At 34.1% G+C, this 24370-nt stretch carries 31 protein-coding genes and 1 CRISPR repeat array; of the genes, 3 read left to right on the forward strand and 28 right to left on the reverse strand.

Annotated features, from left to right (window positions below; genetic code table 11):
* Positions 1-17: 17 nt before the first annotated feature.
* On the reverse strand, positions 18-599 hold the full coding sequence (gene mobA / locus A5821_RS06500) for a molybdenum cofactor guanylyltransferase (protein WP_249921836.1): 582 nt from the start codon (positions 597-599) through the stop codon (positions 18-20).
* 249 nt (positions 600-848) lie between these two features.
* Between mobA and A5821_RS06505 the strand changes: the two genes are divergently transcribed.
* Positions 849-1547 (forward strand): TIGR00266 family protein, encoded by a 699-nt coding sequence (locus A5821_RS06505; protein ID WP_086313763.1) that lies wholly within the window; start codon positions 849-851, stop codon positions 1545-1547.
* Between the two features lie 70 nt (positions 1548-1617).
* Here A5821_RS06505 and A5821_RS06510 read toward each other — a convergent pair whose 3' ends face one another.
* From A5821_RS06510 to A5821_RS06525, 4 genes are all read right to left on the reverse strand, one after another.
* Positions 1618-2544, reverse strand: coding sequence for a hypothetical protein (locus A5821_RS06510; protein WP_086313764.1), 927 nt, complete (start codon positions 2542-2544; stop codon positions 1618-1620).
* 253 nt (positions 2545-2797) lie between these two features.
* Positions 2798-3371: a CRISPR direct-repeat array (repeat unit 33 nt; unit sequence ATTTCAATCCACTCACTCTAAATAGAGTGAGAC).
* Between the two features lie 180 nt (positions 3372-3551).
* A complete protein-coding gene (locus A5821_RS06515; RefSeq protein ID WP_086313765.1) occupies positions 3552-3878 on the reverse strand; it encodes a hypothetical protein in 327 nt (108 codons plus the stop codon).
* Positions 3875-4417, reverse strand: a complete 543-nt coding sequence (locus tag A5821_RS06520; protein WP_086313766.1) for a hypothetical protein — start codon at positions 4415-4417, stop codon at positions 3875-3877. The genes A5821_RS06515 and A5821_RS06520 overlap by 4 nt, the downstream gene beginning before the upstream one ends.
* A 305-nt stretch (positions 4418-4722) precedes the next feature.
* Positions 4723-5982, reverse strand: coding sequence for a zinc ribbon domain-containing protein (locus tag A5821_RS06525; protein ID WP_086313767.1), 1260 nt, complete (start codon positions 5980-5982; stop codon positions 4723-4725).
* A gap of 233 nt (positions 5983-6215) precedes the next feature.
* Between A5821_RS06525 and A5821_RS06530 the strand changes: the two genes are divergently transcribed.
* A complete protein-coding gene (locus A5821_RS06530) occupies positions 6216-8222 on the forward strand; it encodes an alpha/beta hydrolase (protein WP_339099052.1) in 2007 nt (668 codons plus the stop codon).
* 96 nt (positions 8223-8318) lie between these two features.
* On the opposite strand, the gene A5821_RS06535 is transcribed toward A5821_RS06530, so the two are convergent.
* The 20 genes from A5821_RS06535 to A5821_RS06630 all read right to left on the reverse strand — a co-directional run bounded on the left by A5821_RS06535 (position 8319) and on the right by A5821_RS06630 (position 19794).
* Complete coding sequence (locus A5821_RS06535; protein ID WP_086313769.1) at positions 8319-8753, reverse strand: GNAT family N-acetyltransferase; 435 nt, start codon at positions 8751-8753, stop codon at positions 8319-8321.
* Between the two features lie 64 nt (positions 8754-8817).
* Positions 8818-9201: a PTS sugar transporter subunit IIB gene (locus A5821_RS06540; protein ID WP_086313770.1), complete on the reverse strand. Its 384-nt coding sequence runs from the start codon at positions 9199-9201 to the stop codon at positions 8818-8820.
* Between the two features lie 31 nt (positions 9202-9232).
* Positions 9233-9421: a hypothetical protein gene (locus A5821_RS06545; protein WP_086313771.1), complete on the reverse strand. Its 189-nt coding sequence runs from the start codon at positions 9419-9421 to the stop codon at positions 9233-9235.
* Between the two features lie 152 nt (positions 9422-9573).
* The gene (locus A5821_RS06550) at positions 9574-10254 is read right to left on the reverse strand and encodes an amino acid ABC transporter permease (protein ID WP_086313772.1); all 681 of its coding nucleotides are present in this window, start codon (positions 10252-10254) and stop codon (positions 9574-9576) included.
* A complete protein-coding gene (locus tag A5821_RS06555; protein ID WP_086313773.1) occupies positions 10255-11100 on the reverse strand; it encodes a transporter substrate-binding domain-containing protein in 846 nt (281 codons plus the stop codon).
* Between the two features lie 9 nt (positions 11101-11109).
* Complete coding sequence (locus A5821_RS06560) at positions 11110-12570, reverse strand: amidase (RefSeq protein ID WP_086313774.1); 1461 nt, start codon at positions 12568-12570, stop codon at positions 11110-11112.
* Positions 12571-12670: 100 nt separating this feature from the next.
* A complete protein-coding gene (locus A5821_RS06565) occupies positions 12671-12934 on the reverse strand; it encodes a DUF2087 domain-containing protein (protein ID WP_086313775.1) in 264 nt (87 codons plus the stop codon).
* A gap of 48 nt (positions 12935-12982) precedes the next feature.
* Entirely contained in the window at positions 12983-13306 is a 324-nt protein-coding gene (locus A5821_RS06570; RefSeq protein WP_086313776.1) for a hypothetical protein, read from the reverse strand.
* A gap of 102 nt (positions 13307-13408) precedes the next feature.
* Positions 13409-13813 (reverse strand): GFA family protein, encoded by a 405-nt coding sequence (locus tag A5821_RS06575; RefSeq protein ID WP_086313777.1) that lies wholly within the window; start codon positions 13811-13813, stop codon positions 13409-13411.
* Positions 13814-13883: 70 nt separating this feature from the next.
* On the reverse strand, positions 13884-14309 hold the full coding sequence (locus A5821_RS06580) for a hypothetical protein (protein ID WP_086313778.1): 426 nt from the start codon (positions 14307-14309) through the stop codon (positions 13884-13886).
* A gap of 50 nt (positions 14310-14359) precedes the next feature.
* The gene (locus A5821_RS06585; RefSeq protein ID WP_086313779.1) at positions 14360-14842 is read right to left on the reverse strand and encodes a hypothetical protein; all 483 of its coding nucleotides are present in this window, start codon (positions 14840-14842) and stop codon (positions 14360-14362) included.
* 206 nt (positions 14843-15048) lie between these two features.
* A complete protein-coding gene (locus tag A5821_RS06590) occupies positions 15049-15471 on the reverse strand; it encodes an SRPBCC family protein (protein WP_086313780.1) in 423 nt (140 codons plus the stop codon).
* A 471-nt stretch (positions 15472-15942) separates the two neighbouring features.
* The gene (locus A5821_RS06595) at positions 15943-16230 is read right to left on the reverse strand and encodes a hypothetical protein (RefSeq protein WP_086313781.1); all 288 of its coding nucleotides are present in this window, start codon (positions 16228-16230) and stop codon (positions 15943-15945) included.
* Between the two features lie 2 nt (positions 16231-16232).
* Positions 16233-16595, reverse strand: a complete 363-nt coding sequence (locus A5821_RS06600; RefSeq protein WP_086313782.1) for a hypothetical protein — start codon at positions 16593-16595, stop codon at positions 16233-16235.
* The gene (locus A5821_RS06605; protein WP_139844049.1) at positions 16592-17605 is read right to left on the reverse strand and encodes a hypothetical protein; all 1014 of its coding nucleotides are present in this window, start codon (positions 17603-17605) and stop codon (positions 16592-16594) included. The genes A5821_RS06600 and A5821_RS06605 overlap by 4 nt, the downstream gene beginning before the upstream one ends.
* A 208-nt stretch (positions 17606-17813) precedes the next feature.
* Positions 17814-18221, reverse strand: a complete 408-nt coding sequence (locus tag A5821_RS06610; RefSeq protein WP_086313784.1) for a DUF1310 family protein — start codon at positions 18219-18221, stop codon at positions 17814-17816.
* 16 nt (positions 18222-18237) lie between these two features.
* Complete coding sequence (locus A5821_RS06615) at positions 18238-18444, reverse strand: DUF1310 family protein (RefSeq protein WP_339099115.1); 207 nt, start codon at positions 18442-18444, stop codon at positions 18238-18240.
* A gap of 52 nt (positions 18445-18496) precedes the next feature.
* Positions 18497-18709 carry a hypothetical protein gene (locus A5821_RS06620; RefSeq protein WP_086313785.1) on the reverse strand — a complete coding sequence of 71 codons (213 nt, stop codon included), beginning with the start codon at positions 18707-18709 and terminating at the stop codon, positions 18497-18499.
* Positions 18710-18845: 136 nt separating this feature from the next.
* The gene (locus A5821_RS06625) at positions 18846-19250 is read right to left on the reverse strand and encodes a DUF1310 family protein (RefSeq protein ID WP_086313786.1); all 405 of its coding nucleotides are present in this window, start codon (positions 19248-19250) and stop codon (positions 18846-18848) included.
* A gap of 139 nt (positions 19251-19389) precedes the next feature.
* Positions 19390-19794: a DUF1310 family protein gene (locus A5821_RS06630; RefSeq protein WP_086313787.1), complete on the reverse strand. Its 405-nt coding sequence runs from the start codon at positions 19792-19794 to the stop codon at positions 19390-19392.
* Between the two features lie 1439 nt (positions 19795-21233).
* Between A5821_RS06630 and A5821_RS06635 the strand changes: the two genes are divergently transcribed.
* Positions 21234-21527, forward strand: coding sequence for a hypothetical protein (locus A5821_RS06635; protein WP_086313788.1), 294 nt, complete (start codon positions 21234-21236; stop codon positions 21525-21527).
* Between the two features lie 54 nt (positions 21528-21581).
* On the opposite strand, the gene A5821_RS06640 is transcribed toward A5821_RS06635, so the two are convergent.
* The 3 genes from A5821_RS06640 to A5821_RS06650 all read right to left on the reverse strand — a co-directional run bounded on the left by A5821_RS06640 (position 21582) and on the right by A5821_RS06650 (position 24367).
* The gene (locus A5821_RS06640; protein WP_086313789.1) at positions 21582-21923 is read right to left on the reverse strand and encodes a MazG-like family protein; all 342 of its coding nucleotides are present in this window, start codon (positions 21921-21923) and stop codon (positions 21582-21584) included.
* Positions 21910-23700 (reverse strand): DUF2075 domain-containing protein, encoded by a 1791-nt coding sequence (locus A5821_RS06645; protein ID WP_339099053.1) that lies wholly within the window; start codon positions 23698-23700, stop codon positions 21910-21912. Before A5821_RS06645 ends, A5821_RS06640 begins: the two co-directional genes overlap by 14 nt.
* Before the next feature lie 268 nt (positions 23701-23968).
* Positions 23969-24367 (reverse strand): YxiG family protein, encoded by a 399-nt coding sequence (locus A5821_RS06650; RefSeq protein WP_086313791.1) that lies wholly within the window; start codon positions 24365-24367, stop codon positions 23969-23971.
* Positions 24368-24370: the final 3 nt, after the last annotated feature.

Genomic DNA, 24370 nt, shown 5'->3' on the forward strand with positions numbered 1-24370 from the left:
TTTCATACAGCTCACTCTCACTGTCTCCATAATGCTAATTCTTTTGGTGAGTTTACATTTTTTAACGAAACACACGATTCTAGAGGTATCACTTTTACTAAAAATCGGTCAAATTCTTTTCTAATACGACGATCATTTGTCTGAAGTTGCTGTTTAAAAACGTGTAAACAAGAACGACGATAAAAAGCAAATAAAGGTTCTAAGCGATCATTTTGTTCATAAATAACGATGTCATTAGCTGCGATAGATTCCGCCATTTTTCTAATGAGATCAACATTCAAGTTAGGAATATCACATGCAAGTAGAAATAGATACTCTGTTTCAATTTGCTCTAATGCTGTCACTAATCCACCAAGAGGTCCTTTTTCAAAATAGTGATCTTCAAGGATTTCAACTTGTGAGAAAACAACTGGAAATTTGCCTTTTTTATCTGCCACTAGTACAATTTCTGGAAAAATTTTTTTGAGCTGCTTCACAGTTCTTAAAAGCATAAACTCACCGTCTATCTGCAATAACGACTTATCAAATCCCATCCGTGAACTTTTTCCGCCACATAAAACAACCGCGGTTGTGTTTGCTATCTGATTTATAATGATCACCTCTCATTCAACAATCAGAAAACTAAATATTTATAAAGGCTAAAAAATATTTTTTAGCACCTGCTTTTATTCTATTATAAAACATCCTTCCAACAAGTCAATTATTATTTTTACTATTCCTTACCTTTATTTGACTAATTATAGTATTTTATCGTGCTCAGTTCTTTTTAGAAAAATAAAAAAATTCAGAAGAAAGTCAACTAGATATACGGTATACTAGTAGATGAAATTATAAAGGAGGTTGGGTTAATGGATTACAAAATGACCGAAAACACCGTTTTTCCATTAGTAGAGGTGGATTTAAAAACTGGTGAAAGCATTCAATTAGAAAGTGGCGCAATGGTTTATCATAACAGTGAGATCAATCTTGAAGGAAAAATGAATAGCAATGGAAAATCTGGTTTAGGTGGAGCAATCCGCGCATTAGGCCGTTCAATGTCTAGTGGCGAAAGCTTTTTTATTACAAAAGCAACTGGTTTGACCGACACAGCTAAAGTCGCTTTAGCACCAGCAACACCAGGGGCAATCAAAGAACTCCAAGTGGGAGCAGAACATTGGCGTTTAAATACAGGAGCATTTTTAGCTTGTGATGCCTCTGTTTCTTATAATATGAAGCGCCAAAAACTCAGCGGTGCAATTTTTGGCGGTACTGGCGGCTTATTCGTGATGGAAACAGCAGGTTCAGGTTCATTGTTGATCAATAGCTATGGTGATATCGTAGAAATCCATTTAGATGGAACCAAACCATTTGTTGTTGATAATCAGCATGTTGTCGCTTGGTCAGAATCACTGGACTACTCTATTAAAGTAGCTTCCGGCATTTTCGGGTTTACAACAGGTGAAGGCGTGGTCAATGAATTCCACGGTGTAGGTACAATCATGATCCAAACGAGAAATATCGAAGGACTTGCTGGTTTGATCAGCCCGTTTGTTAGTTCAGGTTCATAAAAAAAGAAGTAGGAAAATCTTGAATAAGATTTTCCTACTTCTTTTTCTACACTGATTTGCTCAAAGAGTATCACTTCCAGCGAATAGGAATTTGGCCCTCTCCAGAATAAGAGATATTCTGTCCTTTTTCTATCTGCCAGCTAAATTCCAAATATTTTTCGTCCCCTTTTAAATCGTTCCATTCCAACCACTCACTGCTCTCAATTCCTGATGAATACTTCATCGTAGCACCAGAAAATTGTTTTGATGGCACGATTGGATCGAACAATTGGTAAGAAGTGGTTCCCTTTTTCAAAGTGATTGTTGCCATTCTCCCTCTAGCATTAATTCGTAATTCATTTAATTTATCCAAATTGGACAATGCTGAAATGTCGGTCGTTAAAGCTTGTGTATATTCCCGACTACTACGTTCCTCACTATTTTCAAATCCATCGAACCACAATACGATGGTTTCTAGGTTAGTTAATTGTTTAAAACTGTTTAACGTTAGTTGATTGTTTGCTTCCAACATAACTGTTTTCAATTTTTTTAACTCACCTAGTTCTCTAAAACTATTGAATTTTCCACCTTCACCTTGGACTTGTTCTAAAGCTTCCATCTGCTCAAACCCAGTAAGAGAGGAATATTCGTCAAAATCTGTATCAAAGTGAGTCACTTTTTTTATATCATCTTTCTTCAGCAAACTATAGGTATTAAACAGTGCTTCTCTTTCAAGAAAACTTTTTTCATCCTTTTCATTCAGTTGATCTACTAATTTATCAAATTCCTCCCCAGTAATCAACCCGTTCTCATACTCTTCACTCAACTCAGTCAACTCAGCTTGGTAACGATCGGAATAAACTTTTTCAACGCCAGAAAATAAAGAAACTCTTACTCCAATATCATTAAAATAAGAGTAAGCTGGCTCAGCCACCGCTTCCACTTCTTCAGAGGTTCCAATCGACAATCCCAACCCTAGAGCCAATACAATCATTGATGATTTTACTGATTTTTTCATTCTGTAACTCCTCCTTGATTAAAAAAACATACATAGGATTTTTATATAAAAATCCTATGTATACTCATAGTATCGAAAAATAGGAACCGCGTCCATCTCTTTTACAACTTGATTATTACAATTATGTATGGTGAACTGCTTCCATCTCGGATAATTAATGATTTTGAATAGTTTTTATTTGTTAGTTTCAAATTGTCTCACTCTATATAGAGTGAGACATTGGTTGGGAATTAGGACCATTAAGGAGATTGCTATTTCAATCCACTCACTCTAAATAGAGTGAGACATCTAAAAAAAGAATTTCCTGATGCAGTTTTTGACATTTCAATCCACTCACTCTAAATAGAGTGAGACGCGGAACAGATAAGCCATACACATAGCGGAGCATATTTCAATCCACTCACTCTAAATAGAGTGAGACCAAAGACATCAAAGGGCAGCTCAGACAAATCGGCATTTCAATCCACTCACTCTAAATAGAGTGAGACATAAACCTTGCCAAGCTTGTTGCCAATTACCTGTATTTCAATCCACTCACTCTAAATAGAGTGAGACGCAAGCGAACTAACCTAACAGCCTAAACGAAATAGATTTCAATCCACTCACTCTAAATAGAGTGAGACATCAGTTGATTTCCAGTTTTGCAGTTGATGTTCAATTTCAATCCACTCACTCTAAATAGAGTGAGACTGCCACTTTCGAGCTTCGCCGGATGAGTTAGACTTATTTCAATCCACTCACTCTAAATAGAGTGAGACAGCACAGACACAAGTAATGGAGCAAGAAGCAGCATTATTTCAATCCACTCACTCTAAATAGAGTGAGACCGTGAAAATACAGTATTTCCCAATCAAAACACTATATTCCCAACTAAAAAAAAACCGAAAAATGTGATTTCAATGAGAAATCCTGCTAAAAATACTTCTTCTCCACCAAAAACTGGTGCGGGTCTCCCAGTGATTTCATGTGAGCTTAGGACTCGCACCTAACTTACTTTGCCAACTTGCTTACATACCGACCATCAATTTCTTGATTGTATCAGAAAGAAGTGTACTTGCTAAGCTACTAAAAACATCTGATGTAAACTGGGGCACATGCTTTTTCAAAAATGTCGTTACCTTACCTTCATCCTTTGAAGTCGACTCCGTCAGCAATTCCATACAAGCTTGAAATTCTTCACTATTTTGTGGAAGCGCCATTAACAATGATTTAAGTTCTGCTGAAAACGTATCCCAATCGATATCTTCACTTTTTCCATTCGTGACTTTGTTATTATTTCCTATCACAACTGTTGAATTATTGATGCCGCCAAAATCATTTCCTCTTATCTTCATCTATTCACCTCATTATTATCGCCCGCTACAACTGTACTATCCTTGATACTTTGGTCAACACTTACGACTCGATTGTCGATCTGGATATTTTCTTGTCTCATATTGATAACTACTTTTTCTTTGCGATGAACATCATTGATGCACCCTTCTATCACTTCTCGCACTTTTTCAGCAAATTCTTTATTTTCACAATGGATCAAATAGGTGAATCCAGAATTCAAATTGAAATAGATATAATAACCCTTATTTAAATTGCCCATAATTACTAAAAAGATATAAAAACCAGTAATAATCATTCCTAAAATACCCGAAAAATGGCGTTGTGAAAACCAACCTGCAGAAATCATAAATAAAAGCCCTGCTAACCAAGGAATCTTTGAATCAGGCTCTGCTACAAATATTTGGGAGACATTGCTGATTTGAAGTGTGCGATCATCGAGAGCGATGACATTTTTTTCTATTGAAATGTGGTCTAAATCTAGCTTGTTCTTTGAAGTAGAATTTAGATTTAGTTTACTTAACATATCTGTCATTTCCATTTATTTTCCCCTCCTACGATAATTTATTTTTAACAATTACACATAATAATAGCACAAAACGAAAAGGTTTAGAATATCATTCTAGAATTAAAATAAAATAATTTCACTACAAAAAAATAGGAGTGGGACATAACTCTTTGAGTCATATCCCACTCACGTGGAATCCAGATAAGCGGTGAGAGCAGGAGCAATCCTTTCGAAAATAAGCTGAAACTGTCGCAAAACACAACGAGGAATGAGTTGATGTTGCACAGTACCTACTTGGTTCTCGGGATTAAACACTCCTGTCCCAACCTCGTTTTACATCATTCTGGATATTCTTTTAGTAAACTTGTATATTCTGGGTATTCAAGTAGATTATTTTTCAGATAATTTTTATTTGTACTTAAGAAATGATGTCTCCTAACGGCATAATAAATCCAGACACCAATCCCAACTAAAACCAGTCCCGCAAGAACTGGACCTGCAGCATCTGAAAAAACATCAAATATATTGATCAAGAAAAATAGTAGACTTGCCAAAAGACCATATCGACCATTTTTCTTCATTCTCCGTTCAACACTTGAATCTTCTTGACTTACTGGTCTATTGCCTTCCATTTCAATTTTGTCTTTCTTGACTGCCGTAGCAATCACGATATAATCAATACCTTCATATTTATATGTGATTTTCCAAAACGGTACATACGTATAATTAGACGTCAATTTATACGTCAATTTTGTTATTTTAGCATTTTTGTTGCTATCACCTGGTAAAATACTTTGCATTTTTTTAGCTGCTTCTTTCTCAGTAAAACCACGAATTGAACGCAGAACTTCAGAAACTCGATCTGATGAAATCTTTAACTGTCTAGTGCCAGCAGTATAATGGTCATCAAACGGTTTTACATCACTTGAAAAAACCAAATGGCTCACTTTTTCAGCGAACTCCGCAACCGATCCAGTCAACTCACTATTGATCAGAAAGCTCTTAAACGCGGTACCAGAAAAAATATCACTTGAATGATTCCAGTCAACAACTGTGCGTGTTTTTGTGACTGGTTCAGAATATTTATTTCCTTTTTTATCTTCCCTTGTTTCGTACTCCGTATATGTTTCTGATCGATTATACCCAATATCTGCTCCCCAAGCTCCTTCATACGTAACGTTTGCGCCCATATATGGAATATAAACTTGTTCAAGCTGGATTGTATTGATTTTCCCCAAAATATCTAACGGTACATTTACTCCTTTGATCAACCATTCAAGAAATTGCTTCTTCACTAGACCTTCCGGTACTTGAAACGGAATCAAATTATCTGCCTCAAATATCAGATTATCAAGATCATTTTCTGTTTTTGTCGTGAATGTGGAATGACAAAAGTCACAAGCAAATTGTTGTTTTTCAATGTTAAAGGTCACCGGTGAGCCACAATTTTGACAAAGCTCGATATTTTTATTTTTTTCGTTGATTGTCTTTTGTACCTTATCCAACAATGTTCCGCAATGCGGACAATTTTTAAAACTTGGATCAGTGATCGCTCCCCCACAAGATGAACACTGATTTTGAACTAATGATTCCCCCAACTTATTCCCCTCCATAATTAAACTTTTTTCAGAATAATTATCTCATTGTTTGGATCGAAGGTAAATAGATGGTATTTTTTCCTGCAAGAAAGCCCATATTTAAAAATCTCATAGTCATTTATATAGTATATAAATATATTTATTTTTATTAATTAGAAATTTTTATTGACTTTTTAGATAATTATAATAAACTATTAGTGATTATTGAATCACAGAAAGGATAAAAATGAAAAATGAAAAAAATCTTAAAATTTATTGTTGGATTGGTTTTACTCAGTTTTTTAATACCAACTACTGCAGCTGCTAACGAAAATATTCTAATTATCGAGGCTAACAACGAACCCGATAAACATTTGAATTCTGCTAGTAGAAGGATTCTTCAAGAACAACAAAATGACCCTTTTGAAGCGAAAACTCCAGCCGAAAGAGAACAGTTACCACAAAAAGAACAGGAAATCATTGATCAGATTGAAAAGTATCTAACAGAAAATTCTAATCCAAATGCACGTAATTTTGGCCCAGTGTTAAATAAGTTGATTGCTTCTTTAGCTTTCGATATCACTGTAAAAAGAGAAAACACACTTTTTTCTGACTTATCTGGATTGGATAAAATAGAGATGACCAGCCCTTGGTTTGAAACAGTTGCTGATAAAAGTGAGCGCTATATCACTGTTTTTGATGAACCGACCCAGTCGAATTTAAAACTTCACGCTTATTATGTAGACAATCACTCCAACAAAACAGCTGTGGTCCAGCATGGGTACCGTTCTAATCCAATGCAGATCATGTTAGAAGCGGAATTTCTTTATGAGCTAGGCTACAATGTCATTATTCCAGATGCACGCTCACATGGAAAAAGTGAAGGTAGCTATATCACATTTGGTGCTTATGAAAAAAATGATATAAACGCTTGGATCGATCAAGAACTTGCGGGAAAACCGAATCAAAAATTCTTATTATTCGGTGTTTCCATGGGTGCGGCAACTGTTATGATGTCTCAAGAGAAACCACATCCTAATGTAGAGGCTGTCATTGAAGATTGCGGTTACTACTCAATCGAACAACAAGCACGAGATGTTATGCGTCTACTTACCTCAAAACTGCAATACATTCCTTTGGTTAATAAAATCGATTGGTATAATTGCGAAAATGAATTGATCGATGCTCTGAATAATGAATTTGTAAAACCCATTCTAAAAGTCGATTTATTTTCTATTGCACCTCTTGATGCAGTTTCTAAATCAAACGTACCTAAGCTATTTATTCATGGTACAGCTGATTGGTTTATTCCTCCAGTTGCCAAAGACAAATTATATACAGCCTCTTTAGGGTACAAAGAACAGTTGGCAATTCCAGATGCAGGACATGGCGTGAATTTAAAAGTTGGCGGCACTCTTTACAAAGAAAAAGTCCAGTCCTTTTTAGCTAGCGTTAATGAAATGAAGTCATTACGTCCCCAACTAGCTGAAGATACAAATTTACTCCTTAATACCGAATTTAAGCGCAACGCAGCCCAAACTAGTTTTGATGCTTGGCAACTAAGCAATAATGGAAATACCTTTCATTCGATTACAGAGTCTAATCCTTATGAATTTGTCTTAAAAAAATATAAAAAAGAAATTATCTCCGCTCTTTCTACAGATCAGAATGGCTTAAAATTCTACAAAAAGTGGAAAAACTCAGCAGCTTATGTTCGACAAGAAGTAGACTTGATAAAGGGCCAACCATATGAGCTAAGTTTTGACGCTTATAATCCAAATCCAAAAGAATATAGTCAACAAGTCATAAAATACGGATTTGGGCAACGCTTGACGCAAGAAACGCAAACAGCTAAAAATAAAATCAATAAAAAAATGATCTACACGCCTCAAGCAAACGAATCGCAAAACATCACATTAGGCTCCGAGATGACACACTATAGCCTACTTGGTCGCACAAGTACTGTGATGTATTTATCAAATGTAAAATTAATAAATGCAGATAAAACAGCCCCAGACCTAGTCAAAATAAATGAAGTCACGACTACGCCAAGCGAGACACTTATTAAAGGTCAAGGTGAACCTGAAACAATGATTCAACTTGTTTTTGCTACTCACGAAGTGCTCTTAGAAGTTTCTACAGATCACAACGGCTACTTTAGTTTAGCCATTCCAAAGCAAGAATCAGGCACCATTTTACACTTGCTCAATAAAGATATTAAAGGAAATACAAGTGCCTCCGTTGTCTTAGTTTCAAATTAAACTAGTTACTCGTAAAAAAGAACCGTCAAAAATTGCCTGTAAAACAGGCAATTTTTGACGGTTCTTTGAGTACACTGATGTATCTCTCAGTTCTGCCTATTTTCCTAACACAATTAAATCAGACAGCTTATGAAAACCATTTTTAAGATAAAAATTAGTGGACTCAAAACTTGCTTCCGTATTTAAGATCAACCCATTCATCCCTAATAAAGAAATATCATTTTCTATCTTAGCTAGGAAAGTACTCCCCAAACCTGAACCTTGTCGCTCTCTTTTAATACAAAATTCATCAATGTAATACTCGATTCCTTTGATCCAAGGCTTTTTCATTCCTAGACATAATCCTATTATTTCTTCATTTTCTAGTGCAACAAAATTCAAATACGTTTCACTAGTCATAAAATTTTGTATGAATTGTTCTACCTCTTCAAAAGAGTCATATTCATCATGCCATGGTTCTCCTGAAAATACAGAAATATAAAGTTCTGTCGCTTGTTTTATGTTCATTTTGTCTAATTGTTTTACAATCATCTATATAACTCCTTTTTGGCAAGCTTTGATGATCATGCAGTAAACATTTTTATTTGCAAGATACCTAAGATTCTTTCTGAAAATCCAAAATATCTTTTAACGCTTTTTCTCCATTCATATTCCCGAATGTCTTCATATCGATATCTGCACAAGGAATATCGATAGTCTTCAGAAGCTTTTGCAAACTTGCTGTTTTATATCGAACTTGGGGGCAAACTAGTACACGATCAACATAGGGTTTAAAGGTTGGTTCAAGTGTTAGCTGATTGATCTCCCCTTCGCCACCGTATGCAATAAGTGTCGGGTATGTTTCAGATAAGTGTTGAAAGTCAGCAATTAAATCATGAAGATGCCCAAAATAAACTTCCTCAGGATTGGCCGCTTTCGCAATTTTTTGACAAAACATACTGGAAGTCATCCCACCAGCACAGCAAATATAAACGAACATGCTCTTCTTCTCCTTCAACAACAAGTCTAAATTATTTTTTGCTAGTTTTAAATTCTTGTTCCGCTTGATTTAATAATGGTCGTAGATAGTGTTCAACTTTTGGTTCTACATTCATTCGTATCATAAATTGACTTGGCGTTTCAACGAATCCATTGATAAGACTATCCTTATACTCCGTCACTAAAAACTGACTTGTTTCTTTTATGTCTTTCATATCCATTTTCTTTCCTACTTTCTTTTTTGTCTTCGTAAATCCCTCTCTATTGATTATACTCGTTTTTAAGAATAAAAGAATGATAAGTAGACATTATGACGATAAAATAAAAACTGTATAAGCAGCCTTAAGATACTCGGCTACTTACACAGAATCATTTACACTTTCACTTCAGGCTTGTTTTTATAACGATTAGCATAATGTTGCTCTAACCACCCTTGCCCCCAACCGATTGCCACACAAAGCAGCCAATAAATCACTGCCACTAATATATACATCGTCATATAGTCAAACGTTCTCCCTCCGACGATTTTGGCTTTTTGAAAAATATCGGGAATGGTAATCATCGCAGCTAACGATGTTCCCTTTAGCAGATCCATTGCAACATTCCCTAGCGCTGGGATCGAAATCCGAAACGCTTGCGGCAAAATAATTTTACGCATCACTTTCCCAAACGGTAATCCTAAGGCATAAGCTGCATCCCACTGCCCTGCTTCAACGCCTGCGATTGAACCTCGATAAATTTCAGCAATAAAAGCGCTACTCGTCAAGCTAAAACAAATACAGGCTGCAGTCAACGCACTTAATTGATATGGCAAACCAAAATACAAAAGAAACAACAACACCAAACCAGGAACGCCTCGTAAAAAAGAAATATAAAAACGTACAAATCCTTTGATTACTTTTGAAGGCAACATCCCTAAGACAGTCAAAAGAATGCCTAAAACATTCCCCATCAAAAACGTCACCAAGCTAATGCCTAATGTATACGGCAAACCAGTCAAAAGAAAGGGAATAGAATCAATCATTAACTGAAAATCGATTTTTGGTATATACATCTATTCTGCTGAAACACTTTCTGTCACTTTTTCTTTTGGTTCAACTGAAACATCTGTTTGGAAATACTTCTCAGAGATTTTTTTCATTGCTCCATCGTTTTGCATTTCTTTTAGTGTTTCATCAATTTTTTCACTTAATGCCACATTGTCTTTTTTCATTAAAAATCCAGTAGAGTTCGCATTAAAATAGACACCTTCTAAAATTTTGACTGGAATATCCGGCAATGCACCTACTGACATTTTTTGTAAATAATAATCATTTAAAATAACATCTGTTCGACCATTCGCTACATCTGTCAAATATTGATCATTCGTCGCATTATCATAAGTTACCAATTTTGCGCCATATTTTTCAGCGATTTTCATATAATTTGTATTTGGCTCACCTGCTGCTTTCTTTCCTTTTAAATCCTCAAGAGAAGCAATCCCAGAGTCATCACTTTTTCTAACGATCATACTGTCAAAAGAATACTTGATCGGTGAAGATAAGATAAATTTCTTCCCTCTATCTCCAGACAGACCAAAATCATTCGCTGCTAAATCTGATTCACCTTTATCTACAGACGTAATTTGACCATCGACATTGTATTCTTTAAATTCAACATCAAGATCTAATCGTTTGGCAACTTCTGTGATGACATCCACATCATAACCCGTTAATTCATTTTTATCATTATAATAAGAGGATGGGAACAGGGTTCCTGATGTAGCAACCGTTAATTTCTTCGCTTCTTCGACTTTTTTCCAACTTTTATCTTTTCCAGCTGTCTCGTCTTTTTTCCCGCCACACGCCACTAACACTAAAATCAATACAACAATACTAAAACTAGCAAATACTTTCTTCATTTGAACCTCCTATGATTCACGATAATAGTTTGGTAATAAGAATTTTTGTTCTTGTTCGAATAACTTGCCGACTTGAAAAAGGATGTCTTCTCTCCCTTTTGATGCCATAAATTGAATGCCTAATGGTAACCCTGATTCTGCTACATGAGTAGGTAAACTGATTGCTGGTTGTCCCGTTAGATTTGCAAGTTGAGTAAAGGGGGTGATCGTCAAACTTTTTTCAAACATATCATAGATTAAATCTTTTAATTGTAAAATCGACAGTGCCTCTGCTTGTCCTAAATCTTCACGGATCTGATCACTTTGTAACTCCGCATCGATTTTAGGTGCGGTATCCGCAGTACTTGGCGTTAACAATACATCATATTCTTCAAATAATTGCTCCATTTTATACGCCGCTTGATCCCATAATTGTAAAGACCTTGTATACTGACTTGCAGGTATCTGTAACCCATATTGGTAAATCCCCCAAGTCATTAATTCCATATCTGTTTTAGTAACAGGTCGTTGAATGACTTGTTGAATCCCTTCAAACATGGCAGCTGTTTCTGCTCCATTCATCAAATAATAGCTGTCGATCAATTGACGACCATTTACTGGATAAGGAATTTCAGTTACTTCATGTCCTTGTTGCTCTAAAAATTTTGCTGCATTGCGTGTTGCTTTTATCGCCTCTTTTGAAACAGGTGTCTCTACTGGAGATTCTGTTAAAAAGGCAATCTTTAAAACTTTTTTATCTGCTGCTGATTGATGGTTCCACTCCGCTTTTGGTGCTTGATACGGTGCTGCTTTTTCCGTTCCGCGTAAATGATAGAACAGCGTTTCTGTATCGCGCATCGAAACAGTCAAAGCAAAATCGATCGAAGCGCCTTGCCAACCACGCCAGCCATCAGGTCCAACTGGCATACTGCCGCGTGTTGGTTTTAAGCCAATCAAACCGCTAAAAGACGCTGGAATCCGAATCGAACCGCCGCCATCACTTGCTCCAGCAATTGGAAACAAACCACTAGCAACCGCCGCTGCCGCACCGCCACTAGAACCACCAGGCGAATACTCAAGATTCCACGGATTTCTAGCGGGGCCATAAATCGTTGGATCTGAAATATTTTTAAATCCAAACTCAGGCGCATTGGTTTTCCCTAATGGAATCAAGCCTAATCGCTCTAAGCCTTTTACAAAATTATCCGTAGAAGCAGCACGATTTTCTGTGAATAAACGAGAACCAGACGTTGATTTCATGCCTGCTTTATCTTGTCCTAACATCTTCAAAGGAATAGGCAAGCCAAAAAAAGGACCAGTTTCTGCTCCTTTTGTTTCGTATTGTTTTTTCGCTGATTCAACATCCCAATCCACAAATGCATTCAATTCAGGATTTAGCTTTTTTACTTGTTGCGCTCGCTCATCGATCCATTCTGTTACGCTTAGTTTTTTCTCGCGAAATTGTGTTGCGTAGTACAAGCCGTCTTTCATGATCATCCCCCTTATAAACCGATAAACTTATTATACAGGTTCATAAGAGATTTTTAGGTTATTTTGCTCGGAGAGCTTTTTGTATAGAAATCAATTTATTTTAAGGTATATCCTCTTTATCGCAAACCTTTGTATACTTTGTTCCATAGTCATCTCTTGATAACAAGCCGTAGTCAACTAAATATCTTCTTAATATGGCATAATCATGATAAAAACCTTTAAGAATATGATTCACTTCATTTTCTGAGTAAGTAATTCCTTCTTCAAAATTACTAATAAGAATATTAAATATTTCCATTTTCATTTTATTCTTTTTGGGTATTACTTTTAGGATTCCATCTTCATCAAAAAATCTCTTTTCCATTTGATTCCTCCTTGACTTTACTTTTTAGTATTTTCCTATTGTTTATCATTAATTTATCAAAAGGATTAGTAAACAAACAGCTAATCCAAGTGCCACAACAGCAAAATTGAGTAGTTGCTGCTTCGTTCCGCCAATAAAATCCGGCTTCTCATCTTTATAACTTGGATTGACAGACTTTATATTGTAATCTAAAGTACTACTGAAAAAAACATCTGAGGGAATCATGAAAACAAGCATGATGCCGTAGATAATCGCTATGATAGCGAAAATTGATAATTTGATCCAGATACTTGCAATTGCGCCTAGTATTAAAGGAATTACAATACAAAGGAAGCAAATAAGTAATTGATTTTTTAAGCTTTTGTTTTTCATCTCTGAACCATCTCCTACTGTCTACTTAAATTATTTTTAAGGGTATTAAAAAGAGTTCAGGTTTTGTTCCTAAACTCTTTTTTATTCTATTTCAACAGTCCGTTATTGAAAATCTGCTTCATTTTTCTTGATTGTATTATTTGAAAATTCATAGTAACACGGTTTATTATCATAAAATATTTCTTCAATCAACTTAATATTTTCTTCAGGCAAATCAGAAATGATTGCTGGCGGTACAAAATATTCGTTTGAAGATTTAAATCGATAGAATAAGCTCGTCCCACATTTATTGCAAAAAGCGCGTTCTCCTACCGTAGAAGAATCTAAGATAGATAGGCCATCTGTATTCATTAAATGAAGACTTTCTCCTGCTTCTAAACTGGCGAAACCTGTAGAACCAGTCAGTTTTCTACACATGGAACAGTGACAAATCGTTAAATCCAAATTTTTTAAGTTCAGTTCAAATTGGACAGCTTCACAAAAACACGCCCCTTTATAACGATCCATATTCTCACGCTCCTTTAATCTAAATTTTAGATGATAGGTTTGAGTTTGTCTAGCGAACAGAAAATTAAATTCAATTGAATCTGTTGTTTCTCACTTCTTTTTGTAATTCATCACATGCCATAACCCCGTGTCTTAGATATAGCAATTCTGATAGCTGTCTTATTTGCTTTTTTGTATACGGACGAACATTCCAACCAATGATCGTTCCATCCTCAAAAAGAAACTGAATCTCTTGAGAAACATAAGTTCCTTTTGTTCCACGTAATGTAGGTTCTTGAATTACTGTACCTAAATCTTTTGGTAAACCAAACTTCACTAATTTTTTTATGTCTAAGATATCAACTTTTCTGTTGAAAGCGTTTGAGTTCTTTCTTGCATAGTAGCGACTTATTACAAGGTGATCCTTGCTTAAAATATAGTATGTATTGATGAACCGCCAGGGAACGATTGAACTGAATATAAGATAGATTGGGTTTTGAGGTCTAATTTTTTTCATTATTTTTCCTTTTCCGTAGCTAACATTACAATATTTTCTGTCTTTCAGTGCTATTCTATCGGGCTATTTTGAGCTGCTAATTCATCGATTTTTTGTTTGTTTAGTAGAATTAAGTCTTTCAGTTCTTTAACCGTTATACTATTTTTATCTGTATTAGAATCAACTTCAGTGCCATTTTCATCTATAATTACTTGTCCTGATAATATCGTTCCATCTGGTAATACTAAAATTCGATCCGAATCATCACGATCCATTTCTAACAGATCAATAATCGAATCTGCATTTGGTCCGTTAAATGTGTTGTATATCGTTTCGGCGTCTGCATTTTTAAGGTCGATTGAGAATGATTCTGTATTTTTCGCACTTATTTTTTTCTTGAATTGTTCAATCGATTCTTTGTCTAGTGCTTGGTTTTGGCGTTTTGTTTCTTCATTATGTTGAGACTGTGTATTTATTTTGTTGTAGATAGTAAATGTTACAAAACCGATTAGCATAACTAATATAAAGCTGAATAAATAGACCTTCTTTTTCATGTTGATTTCATCCCTTCTTTGTAAAACCTAAACTTCTTATTAGGCTCTCTATCACGATCCTTACTCTAATTCTACAGGTTTGAATGCGCTTTGTGTACTCTTAAATTGAAAAAAGTAAGACAATAATCATTTTTTCCCGATTATTGTCTCACTTTTTTCGTCTTAATTTTTATCGTTTTAACTGTCTATTTCACTCTGCTCATACATCAATTGCTTAATTTTATCAATTCCGTTCCTGCTTTATCCCATAAATCATTCATCATATCATAATACTCATCATCCATCGCAACATCCACGAACATTTTCGTTTGATTGCCCACAGGCTCAAATAGATAGTGTTCAAGCATCTCCGAAAATCCAGGTACTTCCACATACTTACCATCTGTAACCTCTCCTAAGAAGGTAAATTTGATTTCTTTTTCTGGTTCAAAAACGACGACTTTAGAAACTAGACCATTCCCTGTCTCATCAACAAATGAAATCGTTTCGTTCAATTTCATCTCACCAGAATAGGTTGACCCTTCTTGAAATGCATCAGCCCATTTTTCATATTTGCTACGATCAACGACAAGCTGCCAAGCTTTTTCTGGAGTACAATTAAGTAAGAATTCTTTTTTTATATGTTTCATTGTAAATCCTCCTTTTGCATCTTTTTGTGGAGATTTTTTAGTATATTAGTCTGTATAAAGTATACCATGTAAGCGGGCTCAACATAGTATTATACGTACTGCTGTATATTCTCTATTTCAATTTTTGATACTCTGATTTGGTTTAAAACCAGAAAGCTATCGTTTCATATCCGATAGTACTTAACCAAAGAGAATCGTTCTTTAGCAAAAATATAACTTAAGTTAATAATGGTTTTGATTTGTGAACTGATGTTGAACAGTACAAGGCGACTTTAGAGGCGTTGCTTCTTTCGAAATTTCAGTACTCACTTTCATAAGTACCACCACCTCTCGGAAGTCGCCACCATCATAACTTTTCTACAATGAAAAGTGTAACATAAGTACAGATTTTTTGAATAAACCTTTTTATTTTCCTTATATCGTCTGTTATACCACCTAGAATTGTTATTTTTTCTGATTTACTTTTATTTTTTAAACACCATCTAATTTTTGACTATTGTTTTTAAAACTTTCTTTTGCTTTATTTCCCCAAGATCCTTTTAAAGAACTGGACATGTCCGCCGTTACATTGTTAACACTTTCTTTTGTTACATTCATGGTATCTTTGGTACTCTGCTCTATTTTATTTACTTTTCTTTGCATCTTTGAAAGTGCTGCACTTGCGATTGATGCTTGAATTATTGCTTTTTCTGCTTGTTTTTGTTTTTCTTTCAATAAAGCATCTAGTGCTTCTCCATCAACTAACCCTTTTCGACTCATTTTCATTCACTCCTAACGCTTAATAACTGGTCTTCCAGTCTATCTCGTTGTTTTTTATAGTCATAATTTTCGTCTTCGAAAATTGACTCCAGATTTTTTTGCTCTTGTTTAATTTCTGTTAAAAGATCTGCTTTATTTACTTCAATGATAGACATGGCTATTCGAAATTCATGATCCTCTACTTCAAATTTTCTTAAATAATAGCTTGTAGATTCTGCTAGGTCATCAAATGAACGATTTGTTCGATCACGTCCGTACATCAATTCTTCTTCTTGTTCTTCAAACAGTCGCTTCCTTTTCAAAAAATCTGATTCCATATCGGACATCGCTTGTTTGATTTTGCCTTTTTCTTGATCCATACTCATAGATTGCCCACTTGTCTGGCAAGGTCTTGATCAGCAGCTAACTGTTCTTGGACTCCAGCTTTTATTTGATCCACCAAAGACACATAGTCTGCGCCAATACTTTTAATTTCAGAAAATTTATCTTTAAGATCCTTAATCGGCTGAGTAACTAAAGTTTGTTTGGTGCATCCTCCAGCTGATAAAGCATCTATTCTTTCACTTTCATTTAAATGGGCTCCTACATTTCTAGCAATATCCAATGTATCCTCCCATAATTCTTCAATCTCTGTTATCTGTGTATCGTATTCTTTTGATAGATCTTGAATCGCCTGTTGTACGAGTTGATAAACGCCGTTCGCAATAGCCAATACGCATTGACTATCTAAAAATATTTCTTCCGAAGAAGATAATCCGCCTCCACTTGCTTTTAATTTAGCTGCCAATTTTCCTAAGGTATTTAATTGATCCTTAATAAATATCTTTGTTTGAGCGGTTCTGATCGCAATCATTTTTCCTTCTGGTACATTAAGGTTTCCATTACTATCATACTGATAACCACCCCACATATGGCGATCAACAAACCCAATGTCTTCTTTTGAATTCACTGGTATGATGATCCCAATTCCTTTAAGATCATACCCAATCGGAATCATATCTTTAAAATCGACATAATTAAATACTTGATCTCGTAGTTTGTCGGCTTGTAGTTTTTGTTCTTTAGTTAGTAAACTGTAAATATTTGGTCCTTGGTACAGATAAGCACCACGTATTCGTTCTGGATACTTACTGGATGCTAAAGCATACTGTCCATTCATTGAACCAAGAGAATGACCATAAATATCGAAATAAGCATTTGCATATAACCACATTTGTTCGTCAAGCGTTCTTGCAGACGATTTCAATTGAGGCGTTGGTCCAGTAAATTCATTTGTTAAAATTTGTTGTCCGATAGGTATGTCGTTATCTAACCAATCTAATAACCAGTCATCTTCTTTAAATGGTTCAGAAGATCCGCGGTAAATTACAGTCACATTGCTCACACTTGCTCTTTGTTCTGGCGTTGGGTTATCGGGTAGCTTTATATCAGTAATGATGTAGGCTTGTTCGCCTGTTTCTTTGTTGTTTACTGCTTTTGCGACGTAGCCTATATTTCCTTTATCTGGAATACTAATTGATTGCCCTTCTTTATAATTAGAATATTGCTTTCAAGCTATATTTTCTCTATCCTTATCTGTAAGATTACCTGTCATTTAAACGACCTCCTGATAAATAATGATCTAATTCTTTTGTTATATCTACACCTGTAGATTGAACATCACTGTATTCTCCAGTTTCTGACATAACATATTTATTCAAGCCAGTTGAAAATGCTAATTTTTTTTCACCATTAATATATCCTTCAAACATTATTCCTCCCATTGGATTGTGCTTTATCGTAGAATAATCAATGTCGATTTTATGGATCCTATTGGATGTATCTTGCGCTTTTAATTCTTTTTCTACTATGTCTTTATTATCAGTTACAATTTTCAACATCTCATCCTTTAAAGTTTTTCTATCCATATAAATCTTTCCTCCGATTCCGATTCCTATTACCATAATTGTCACTATTACTACTACTAAATATTTTAGCTGCTTACTTTTCATTTTAATAGCTCCTTAACTAAAAATCTTCTATGCCCTCTAACAGTTGACTCAACTTAGGAGAAGCTCCACCCGCTCCATTTCTTAATGTGTTTATTTCATTCTCTTTTTCTAGAATAACGGCTATGTTTAGAGACTTATTATTATTAATAATTAAATCAAGCATTATTCCTCCCATCGGGTTATGCTCAACACTTTTATAAGAATGAATAATAGCTTCTGTTATAAAGGCTTTTGGATCTCTATTTTTTAAAAAACTTCTTTTGCTTCCTCACTCGTTACAACCTTCCCCATTTCATCATTAAAGGACTTTTCATCAAAATATATTTTGCCACTTTTTTTAGTTCCTTTTCTATAAGCGATTCATTTTTTCTAACTATTTCAGTCATATATTTTTTTGAGTCCATATATGCCTTAACACCTATGCCTAATATAATTAATCCTAGCATCATCATTATTATCAATAAACGTTTCAACCGTTTATTTTTCACTCTAATAACCCCTCAACTAACAATTCTTCTACTTTTTATTATTGAATAATTTTGAGACATAGCGGATTACTATGGATCCGCTATCAATCTTTATTGTTTTACCTTCTTCAGATTATTACTTAGCTATCTCGCCCCTTTACTCATCATCTACCTTCTCATTAGTTAACAAGTCATCTAATTCAGAAGATGTACCACCGGTACTACTTTTTAAAATACCTTCATTGTTTTTATCTAAAATTACGTCTATTATCAAATTTTTATTGCCGTTAACAATCAAATCTACCATAATTCCTCCCATCGGATTATGTTTGACAGTATCATAATCAACTTCATAAGATTGAATAACTCCAGCAGTAGTAAAAGCTTTAGGATCATTATTTTTTATAGTTCTCTCATAAACTTTCTTTGCTTCATTACTCTTTACAGCCTTCATCATTTCATCGTTAAAGGACTTTTCATCCAGATATGTTTTTCCTCCTATAGCTAAGATTATTATTAAAATTATTGTTATAACTAATAACATTTTATGTTTCTTTTTCATTCTGACTACTCCCCGTATTTTTTTTGGGTGACTAGAGTTCTTCTATTTCTTTGTTGTTCCCCTCGAGTTAATGATATTAGCTACTACTTCTTTAGAATATTCTTGTTCAGCTATTAGAACCATTTCCCTATTCGAAAAACTAATCATTAGTAGCTTCCCTCTCATTCAATAAATCATCTAGTTCAGAAGAAGGACCTCCAGAACTATTTCGTAATCTTCCATCACTTTCCTTATCTAAAGTCACGTGTATATATAGATTTTTGTTATCATTAATAATTAAATTAAACATAATTCCTCCCATCGGATTATGTTTGATCGTATCGTAATCTATTTCATAAGATTGAATAATACCATCTGCTGTAAAAGCTTTAGGATCATTATTTTTAATCGTTTTTTCGTAAACTTTTTTTGCTTCCTCACTCTTTACAACCTTCACCATTTCATCGTTAAAAGACTTTTCATCAAGATATATTTTGCCACCTATCGTTAATATTATTAGTACGATAATTGTTATAACTAACAAAACTCTATGTTTCTTTTTCATTCTAATTTCTACCTTTCTAATTTAATCGAATCGCGGTTTGCTCCGATTGCAGTTTCGGTAAAAGTTCTTAAACTTGTTGCGAATTTTCTGTGCATTTTTGTTTGTACGTATTTCTTGTGGGAATAATTGAATTAGATCCCCAACCATTTTTTATTCTTATTGTATAAAATCCATTCCATTTACCAGTCTAACATATGAACACACTTATTTTTACCAATATATTTTTGAAACTCTTGTTTTTATGAGAACTTTATCTCTAGTATGTTTCCAGTACCGATGTTAGAATTTTCCAATCTAATCTCTATTTTTTTGCATTGATGTTCTCAAGTTGATTTTCTAACAGTGAGCATTTTTTACTCTTCGAATTTTTAAAATGATTAATTTTACTTTTATAGGGTTGTTATTAGAAGATTTTGATATGGTTTCAGAAGAATTTTTTTGTTATTTTTTCTTATATATAGGGGAACGATTTTTAGTGTTATTTAATGGTATGTGTAAGAAAAATTATGTTGCGTGTTCGTATTCTTTTCGGATATACTTAAGAGGTAGAATAGAATGAGGGAGACTTCTCTCTCTTCGGTCGCCAAGTATTGCGTATCATCAGCTCTTCAAGTAATCGCTGTGATTTGCAATAAAAAAACAGTTCATATCCACATGAACTGTTCTAATCTGAATATAAAAATAAATTGGCACTTCAACGTCCGGCAGCAACCAGACAGTTGAAGCCTTGTAAAGACAGAGCAAACTGCCCAAACAAGTTGCCAATAGTGCTAGCAACATGTACTAGCTTCTTTCATTGTACCTAAAGTTTGCCTATTTTTCTATAGGTTTCTTGGATTCTCTTTGGGTTATGCTGAAAAAGTGGTAGATGATTCTTTGGGACTATTGTGAACGATATTGGGTGAGGTTACCTGGTATCGTTTTTTTCTATTCTACAAATTTAATGAAAGGAGGTTTCGTTCAAACGCAAAACAACCAATTAAATAGAAAAAGGCACTTCATCATCTGACAGCAATCACATGATGAAGCCTTGCATAGACAGAGCAAACTATCTATACAAGTTGCCAATTGCTAGCACATAAGCACTAGCTCTTTTTATTGTACCTAATTTTACTAGGATTTTCTAGTCTGTCTGGAAATTTTTGGTTAGGGTTTGGTATTTTATGGAGGGTTTGGGCTTTATCTAGGGGATTGATGACGGTATTGGTGGTTCGCAAAAACTACAATAGCGTTTTTTGTTTTGCTTTGAGAAGAAAGTGATAGGAATACGGACAGGCTTAGAAAAACCATGCGTAAGTCGTTTTTATCACTGGTTTGTTTCATCGTTGCCTTGGTCAATGCGTAGATAAATGAGTTAAGTATTGGGGCGTTGGATGTTGTTGTTCAGCGCTTCGTATTACTGATTTTAAGAGTACTTTTAAAAAGGGAGGAAATGGGTTATGAAAAAAGAAGGTCAGAGTTTAAAGGTGATTCCTTATCAGGATATTACGGATTTGCAGCATACGTTGGATCGGTTGCAGTCTTGGGAGGAGCCGCTTGCTGTGTTGGATCATTTTTTTCAGTTTCGGAAAGGGCCGATTAATAAGAAGCAGGTTGTGAAGGAGTATTATGCTTGTGGGCATTTGTTTCATGCTTTTTTTGAGGAGTTTTTGAGGTTGATGGCGATTGAGGGGGAGAAAGTTAGGAAGTTGGATGGGGAGAGGAAGGTTTCGGTTGGAGTTTTGAGGAAGTGATGTTGATAAAAAATAAACTAGGTTCACTTCGTGGAGTGTTCCTAGTTTATCGTCTTAATTAAAATCAGTGTACTTTTTTTTGCTACCTTTACTTTTGTTAACTGGATATTTAATATTATTCTTGACCAATTTTTCTTCGATTATGTCATCAATGTCAAAATCAAGATTATCAGCTAACATGTATGAATAAATCAACACATCTGCAAGTTCTTCTTTGATTCTTTCAATTTTTGAGGCTTTTACTTCTTCAGATGTTTTCCATTGGAATAATTCTAGCAATTCGGAAGATTCAAGTGAAATTGAAATAGCTAAATCTTTCTCATTATGGAACTGGCGCCAGTTACGATCATCACGAAACGCTTTAATCTTTTGCATACTATTTTTAGTTTGATTCATTCTTATTTTCACTCATTTCTTTTTTTGCATTTACTAACGCTTGCTGCAACTCTTCATCAACTGCATAAATATATAGGCCATTAACTCCCCTAGTCAGTAATACATTAAGTTCATTTTTTAGGAGAGTATCAGAAAAATATTCTTTGCTATTATCCTTTAACTTTCTTTTTTGAGTAGCTTTCTTATTTCTACTACCGTCTCTATCAAAAATAATTTTATTATTTCTATACTTGACTGAGGGTCCGATAATAACACCCGCATAGTTAAGATCAAATCCTTGAATTGTAAACGTTGAGCCAACTTCATCTATCGTCTGTTCTTGTTCAGCCCATGATAAATTTCTATTTTTTATCTTCTGTTCTTTCGTTTGAGGAAGCTGTAAATTCCATGGAAGTGACCAATCATTAATTTTGACGTTCCAATAATCTTCATTTTTAGGCTTCTTTTTGCTAACGTAATCCCAATCAAAAGTTGCAATGACTCTTGAAATTCCTGCATTTTGATTTTTCGCTTTTTCCTTTATTGCCTTATGTAATTCATCAGGACTGTCAAATATTTGTAAGTCGTATCCTTTTTTATCTTGAGGAATGACATTAATTTTCTGTTCATCTATCAACAATCGAATCCACTCTACCGTTTGTTTATCTGAATTAATTCTTAATTGATTAGTAAGAAGAATATAGTTATTGTTTTGAATCGCTTCATGCTGTAATTTGGCTAACTCTTCAGCTTCCCAAAATTGTTCTGTCGTTAACACTTGATTTGGATCAAAAACTGCAACTACAACTTTGGCACGTTCTAATAAATCATATAGTTGATTTTTTCCTCTATAAGCTTGTTTGCCTTGAGTCCAAAGCAAATGCGCTTCATCAACAATTACAACATCAACAGGTTCTTCTGGTGAATGATTATTTATAAATGTTGTTGGTTTACTAACTAAGTTAGATTTCTTTTTAGAGGTAATACCTAATTTGTTTGAAATTTGCTGATATACTTTTAATTGCTGATCATGATTAACTAGCAAAAAGCTACTCAGATCTTTATAAATGATGTTCTCATCACCATCTTGTTCTAATTGGCTTAGCTCATAAAACAAACTACTCATTAAAACAGTTTTTCCAGACCCAGCTTCACCAGCTACTAAAATTAACTGTCCCGTTTTTTCTCTTGTCAATGCTTCCATTATTCTTAATAATATAAAATCTTTTGCACGTATTTGCTCATCTGTTAATTTGTGAAAAGGTGAAGCTTTAAAAATAGCAGAATCTTTAATTATTCTTTCTATTGGAAATAAGTCCTTATTGATTTTACGTAAACCAGTCCATACTTTTGAAAAAATCGAATCTAATTCATTAGATGTGTAATACTCATTCTGTTCATTCATACGTCGGTTATATAGAGAATCAACTTTATCCGCACTGGATAAATATAACATTAACCGATTCTCTATATCTAATGTTAACGATTTATTAAAATGATCATGACCAATTACAAGCATTTTGGAAGTATCCGATGTTGAAAGTTTTTTCCACTCAACACGTTTTTTTGGATCAATATTAAGGTGTTGAATAGTTCTACGTTTAATATCGGCAGTTTCTCCTATATAAACAGAAAATTTTTCATTATTGTTTTTATCATTGATAATGTATACAGTTGGGTAGTTTAGAAGAATCTTTTTATTAGTATCTTCCTCTTTGCAAATTATATCTTCAAACTTACTTAAATCCTTCTCACTGTATTTTATCTCACGTATGACGGGAGAAGAAATTTTTTTCATTGAAACACGTCCTTATATATTTTGCTAAATTATAAAATCAATTAATTATAACATTTTATTGGAAATAAAAAAAAGCCCCTTCTTTATAATAAAAATTATATTAATGATTTTTCCTACTCAAAACTCATTAATATAATTTCTAAGTCTCTCAGCGTCATTTAAACAAGTGTTCTTCAAAAAATCATTTAAGATTGAACCATCTACATTAATACTTTCAATTCCGATTACTTCTTTTCTTGTGATTGAGTGCCTTTTTATTTAATAACACTTATAAATCATATATATCATTATTTACTTTAAACTTATCGGCTTCTAAAACTACTAATTTACTCCAAATTTCTAATATAACTTTTCCACAACCATTGTATTGTTTCAGCCAGACTTCTTCTTCACAATCCAAAGAAATATTGATTATGTCATTTGATAGATTGATACTTGTTAATTCTAAATAATCATCTTTTTCAGGAGGAAATATCTCTTTTCGCTCATCAGTAGTATTATTTATAAAATAGAATGTGCTAATGTTCATGAATTCTACACTATAATTTGTTATTACCTCATTTTCTAACAATTCTAATTCCAAACTTAACTTATTTTCTAAAATATCCATTGAATAAGATACTATTTTTGATTCAAATAATTCATTCATTCTTTGCTGAATAGACACTTT

Source organism: Enterococcus sp. 7F3_DIV0205 (assembly GCF_002141365.2).
Classification (GTDB): Bacteria; Bacillota; Bacilli; order Lactobacillales; family Enterococcaceae; genus Enterococcus_L; species Enterococcus_L palustris.

Coding starts and splice junctions, on each gene's coding strand:
- A5821_RS06590 (WP_086313780.1), bottom strand. CDS start 15,471: ATGAAACATATAAAAAAAGAATTCTTACTTAATTGTACTCCAGAAAAA.
- A5821_RS06630 (WP_086313787.1), bottom strand. CDS start 19,794: ATGAAAAAGAAACATAGAGTTTTGTTAGTTATAACAATTATCGTACTA.
- A5821_RS06645 (WP_339099053.1), bottom strand. CDS start 23,700: ATGAAAAAAATTTCTTCTCCCGTCATACGTGAGATAAAATACAGTGAG.
- A5821_RS06580 (WP_086313778.1), bottom strand. CDS start 14,309: ATGAAAAAAATTAGACCTCAAAACCCAATCTATCTTATATTCAGTTCA.
- A5821_RS06585 (WP_086313779.1), bottom strand. CDS start 14,842: ATGAAAAAGAAGGTCTATTTATTCAGCTTTATATTAGTTATGCTAATC.
- A5821_RS06570 (WP_086313776.1), bottom strand. CDS start 13,306: ATGAAAAACAAAAGCTTAAAAAATCAATTACTTATTTGCTTCCTTTGT.
- A5821_RS06595 (WP_086313781.1), bottom strand. CDS start 16,230: ATGAGTCGAAAAGGGTTAGTTGATGGAGAAGCACTAGATGCTTTATTG.
- A5821_RS06505 (WP_086313763.1), top strand. CDS start 849: ATGGATTACAAAATGACCGAAAACACCGTTTTTCCATTAGTAGAGGTG.
- A5821_RS06530 (WP_339099052.1), top strand. CDS start 6,216: ATGAAAAAAATCTTAAAATTTATTGTTGGATTGGTTTTACTCAGTTTT.
- A5821_RS06640 (WP_086313789.1), bottom strand. CDS start 21,923: ATGAATCAAACTAAAAATAGTATGCAAAAGATTAAAGCGTTTCGTGAT.
- A5821_RS06565 (WP_086313775.1), bottom strand. CDS start 12,934: ATGGAAAAGAGATTTTTTGATGAAGATGGAATCCTAAAAGTAATACCC.
- A5821_RS06520 (WP_086313766.1), bottom strand. CDS start 4,417: ATGGAAATGACAGATATGTTAAGTAAACTAAATCTAAATTCTACTTCA.
- A5821_RS06545 (WP_086313771.1), bottom strand. CDS start 9,421: ATGGATATGAAAGACATAAAAGAAACAAGTCAGTTTTTAGTGACGGAG.
- A5821_RS06575 (WP_086313777.1), bottom strand. CDS start 13,813: ATGGATCGTTATAAAGGGGCGTGTTTTTGTGAAGCTGTCCAATTTGAA.
- A5821_RS06555 (WP_086313773.1), bottom strand. CDS start 11,100: ATGAAGAAAGTATTTGCTAGTTTTAGTATTGTTGTATTGATTTTAGTG.
- A5821_RS06635 (WP_086313788.1), top strand. CDS start 21,234: ATGAAAAAAGAAGGTCAGAGTTTAAAGGTGATTCCTTATCAGGATATT.
- A5821_RS06535 (WP_086313769.1), bottom strand. CDS start 8,753: ATGATTGTAAAACAATTAGACAAAATGAACATAAAACAAGCGACAGAA.
- A5821_RS06610 (WP_086313784.1), bottom strand. CDS start 18,221: ATGAAAAGTAAGCAGCTAAAATATTTAGTAGTAGTAATAGTGACAATT.
- A5821_RS06560 (WP_086313774.1), bottom strand. CDS start 12,570: ATGAAAGACGGCTTGTACTACGCAACACAATTTCGCGAGAAAAAACTA.
- A5821_RS06510 (WP_086313764.1), bottom strand. CDS start 2,544: ATGAAAAAATCAGTAAAATCATCAATGATTGTATTGGCTCTAGGGTTG.
- A5821_RS06515 (WP_086313765.1), bottom strand. CDS start 3,878: ATGAAGATAAGAGGAAATGATTTTGGCGGCATCAATAATTCAACAGTT.
- A5821_RS06600 (WP_086313782.1), bottom strand. CDS start 16,595: ATGAGTATGGATCAAGAAAAAGGCAAAATCAAACAAGCGATGTCCGAT.
- A5821_RS06550 (WP_086313772.1), bottom strand. CDS start 10,254: ATGTATATACCAAAAATCGATTTTCAGTTAATGATTGATTCTATTCCC.
- A5821_RS06540 (WP_086313770.1), bottom strand. CDS start 9,201: ATGTTCGTTTATATTTGCTGTGCTGGTGGGATGACTTCCAGTATGTTT.
- A5821_RS06625 (WP_086313786.1), bottom strand. CDS start 19,250: ATGAAAAAGAAACATAAAATGTTATTAGTTATAACAATAATTTTAATA.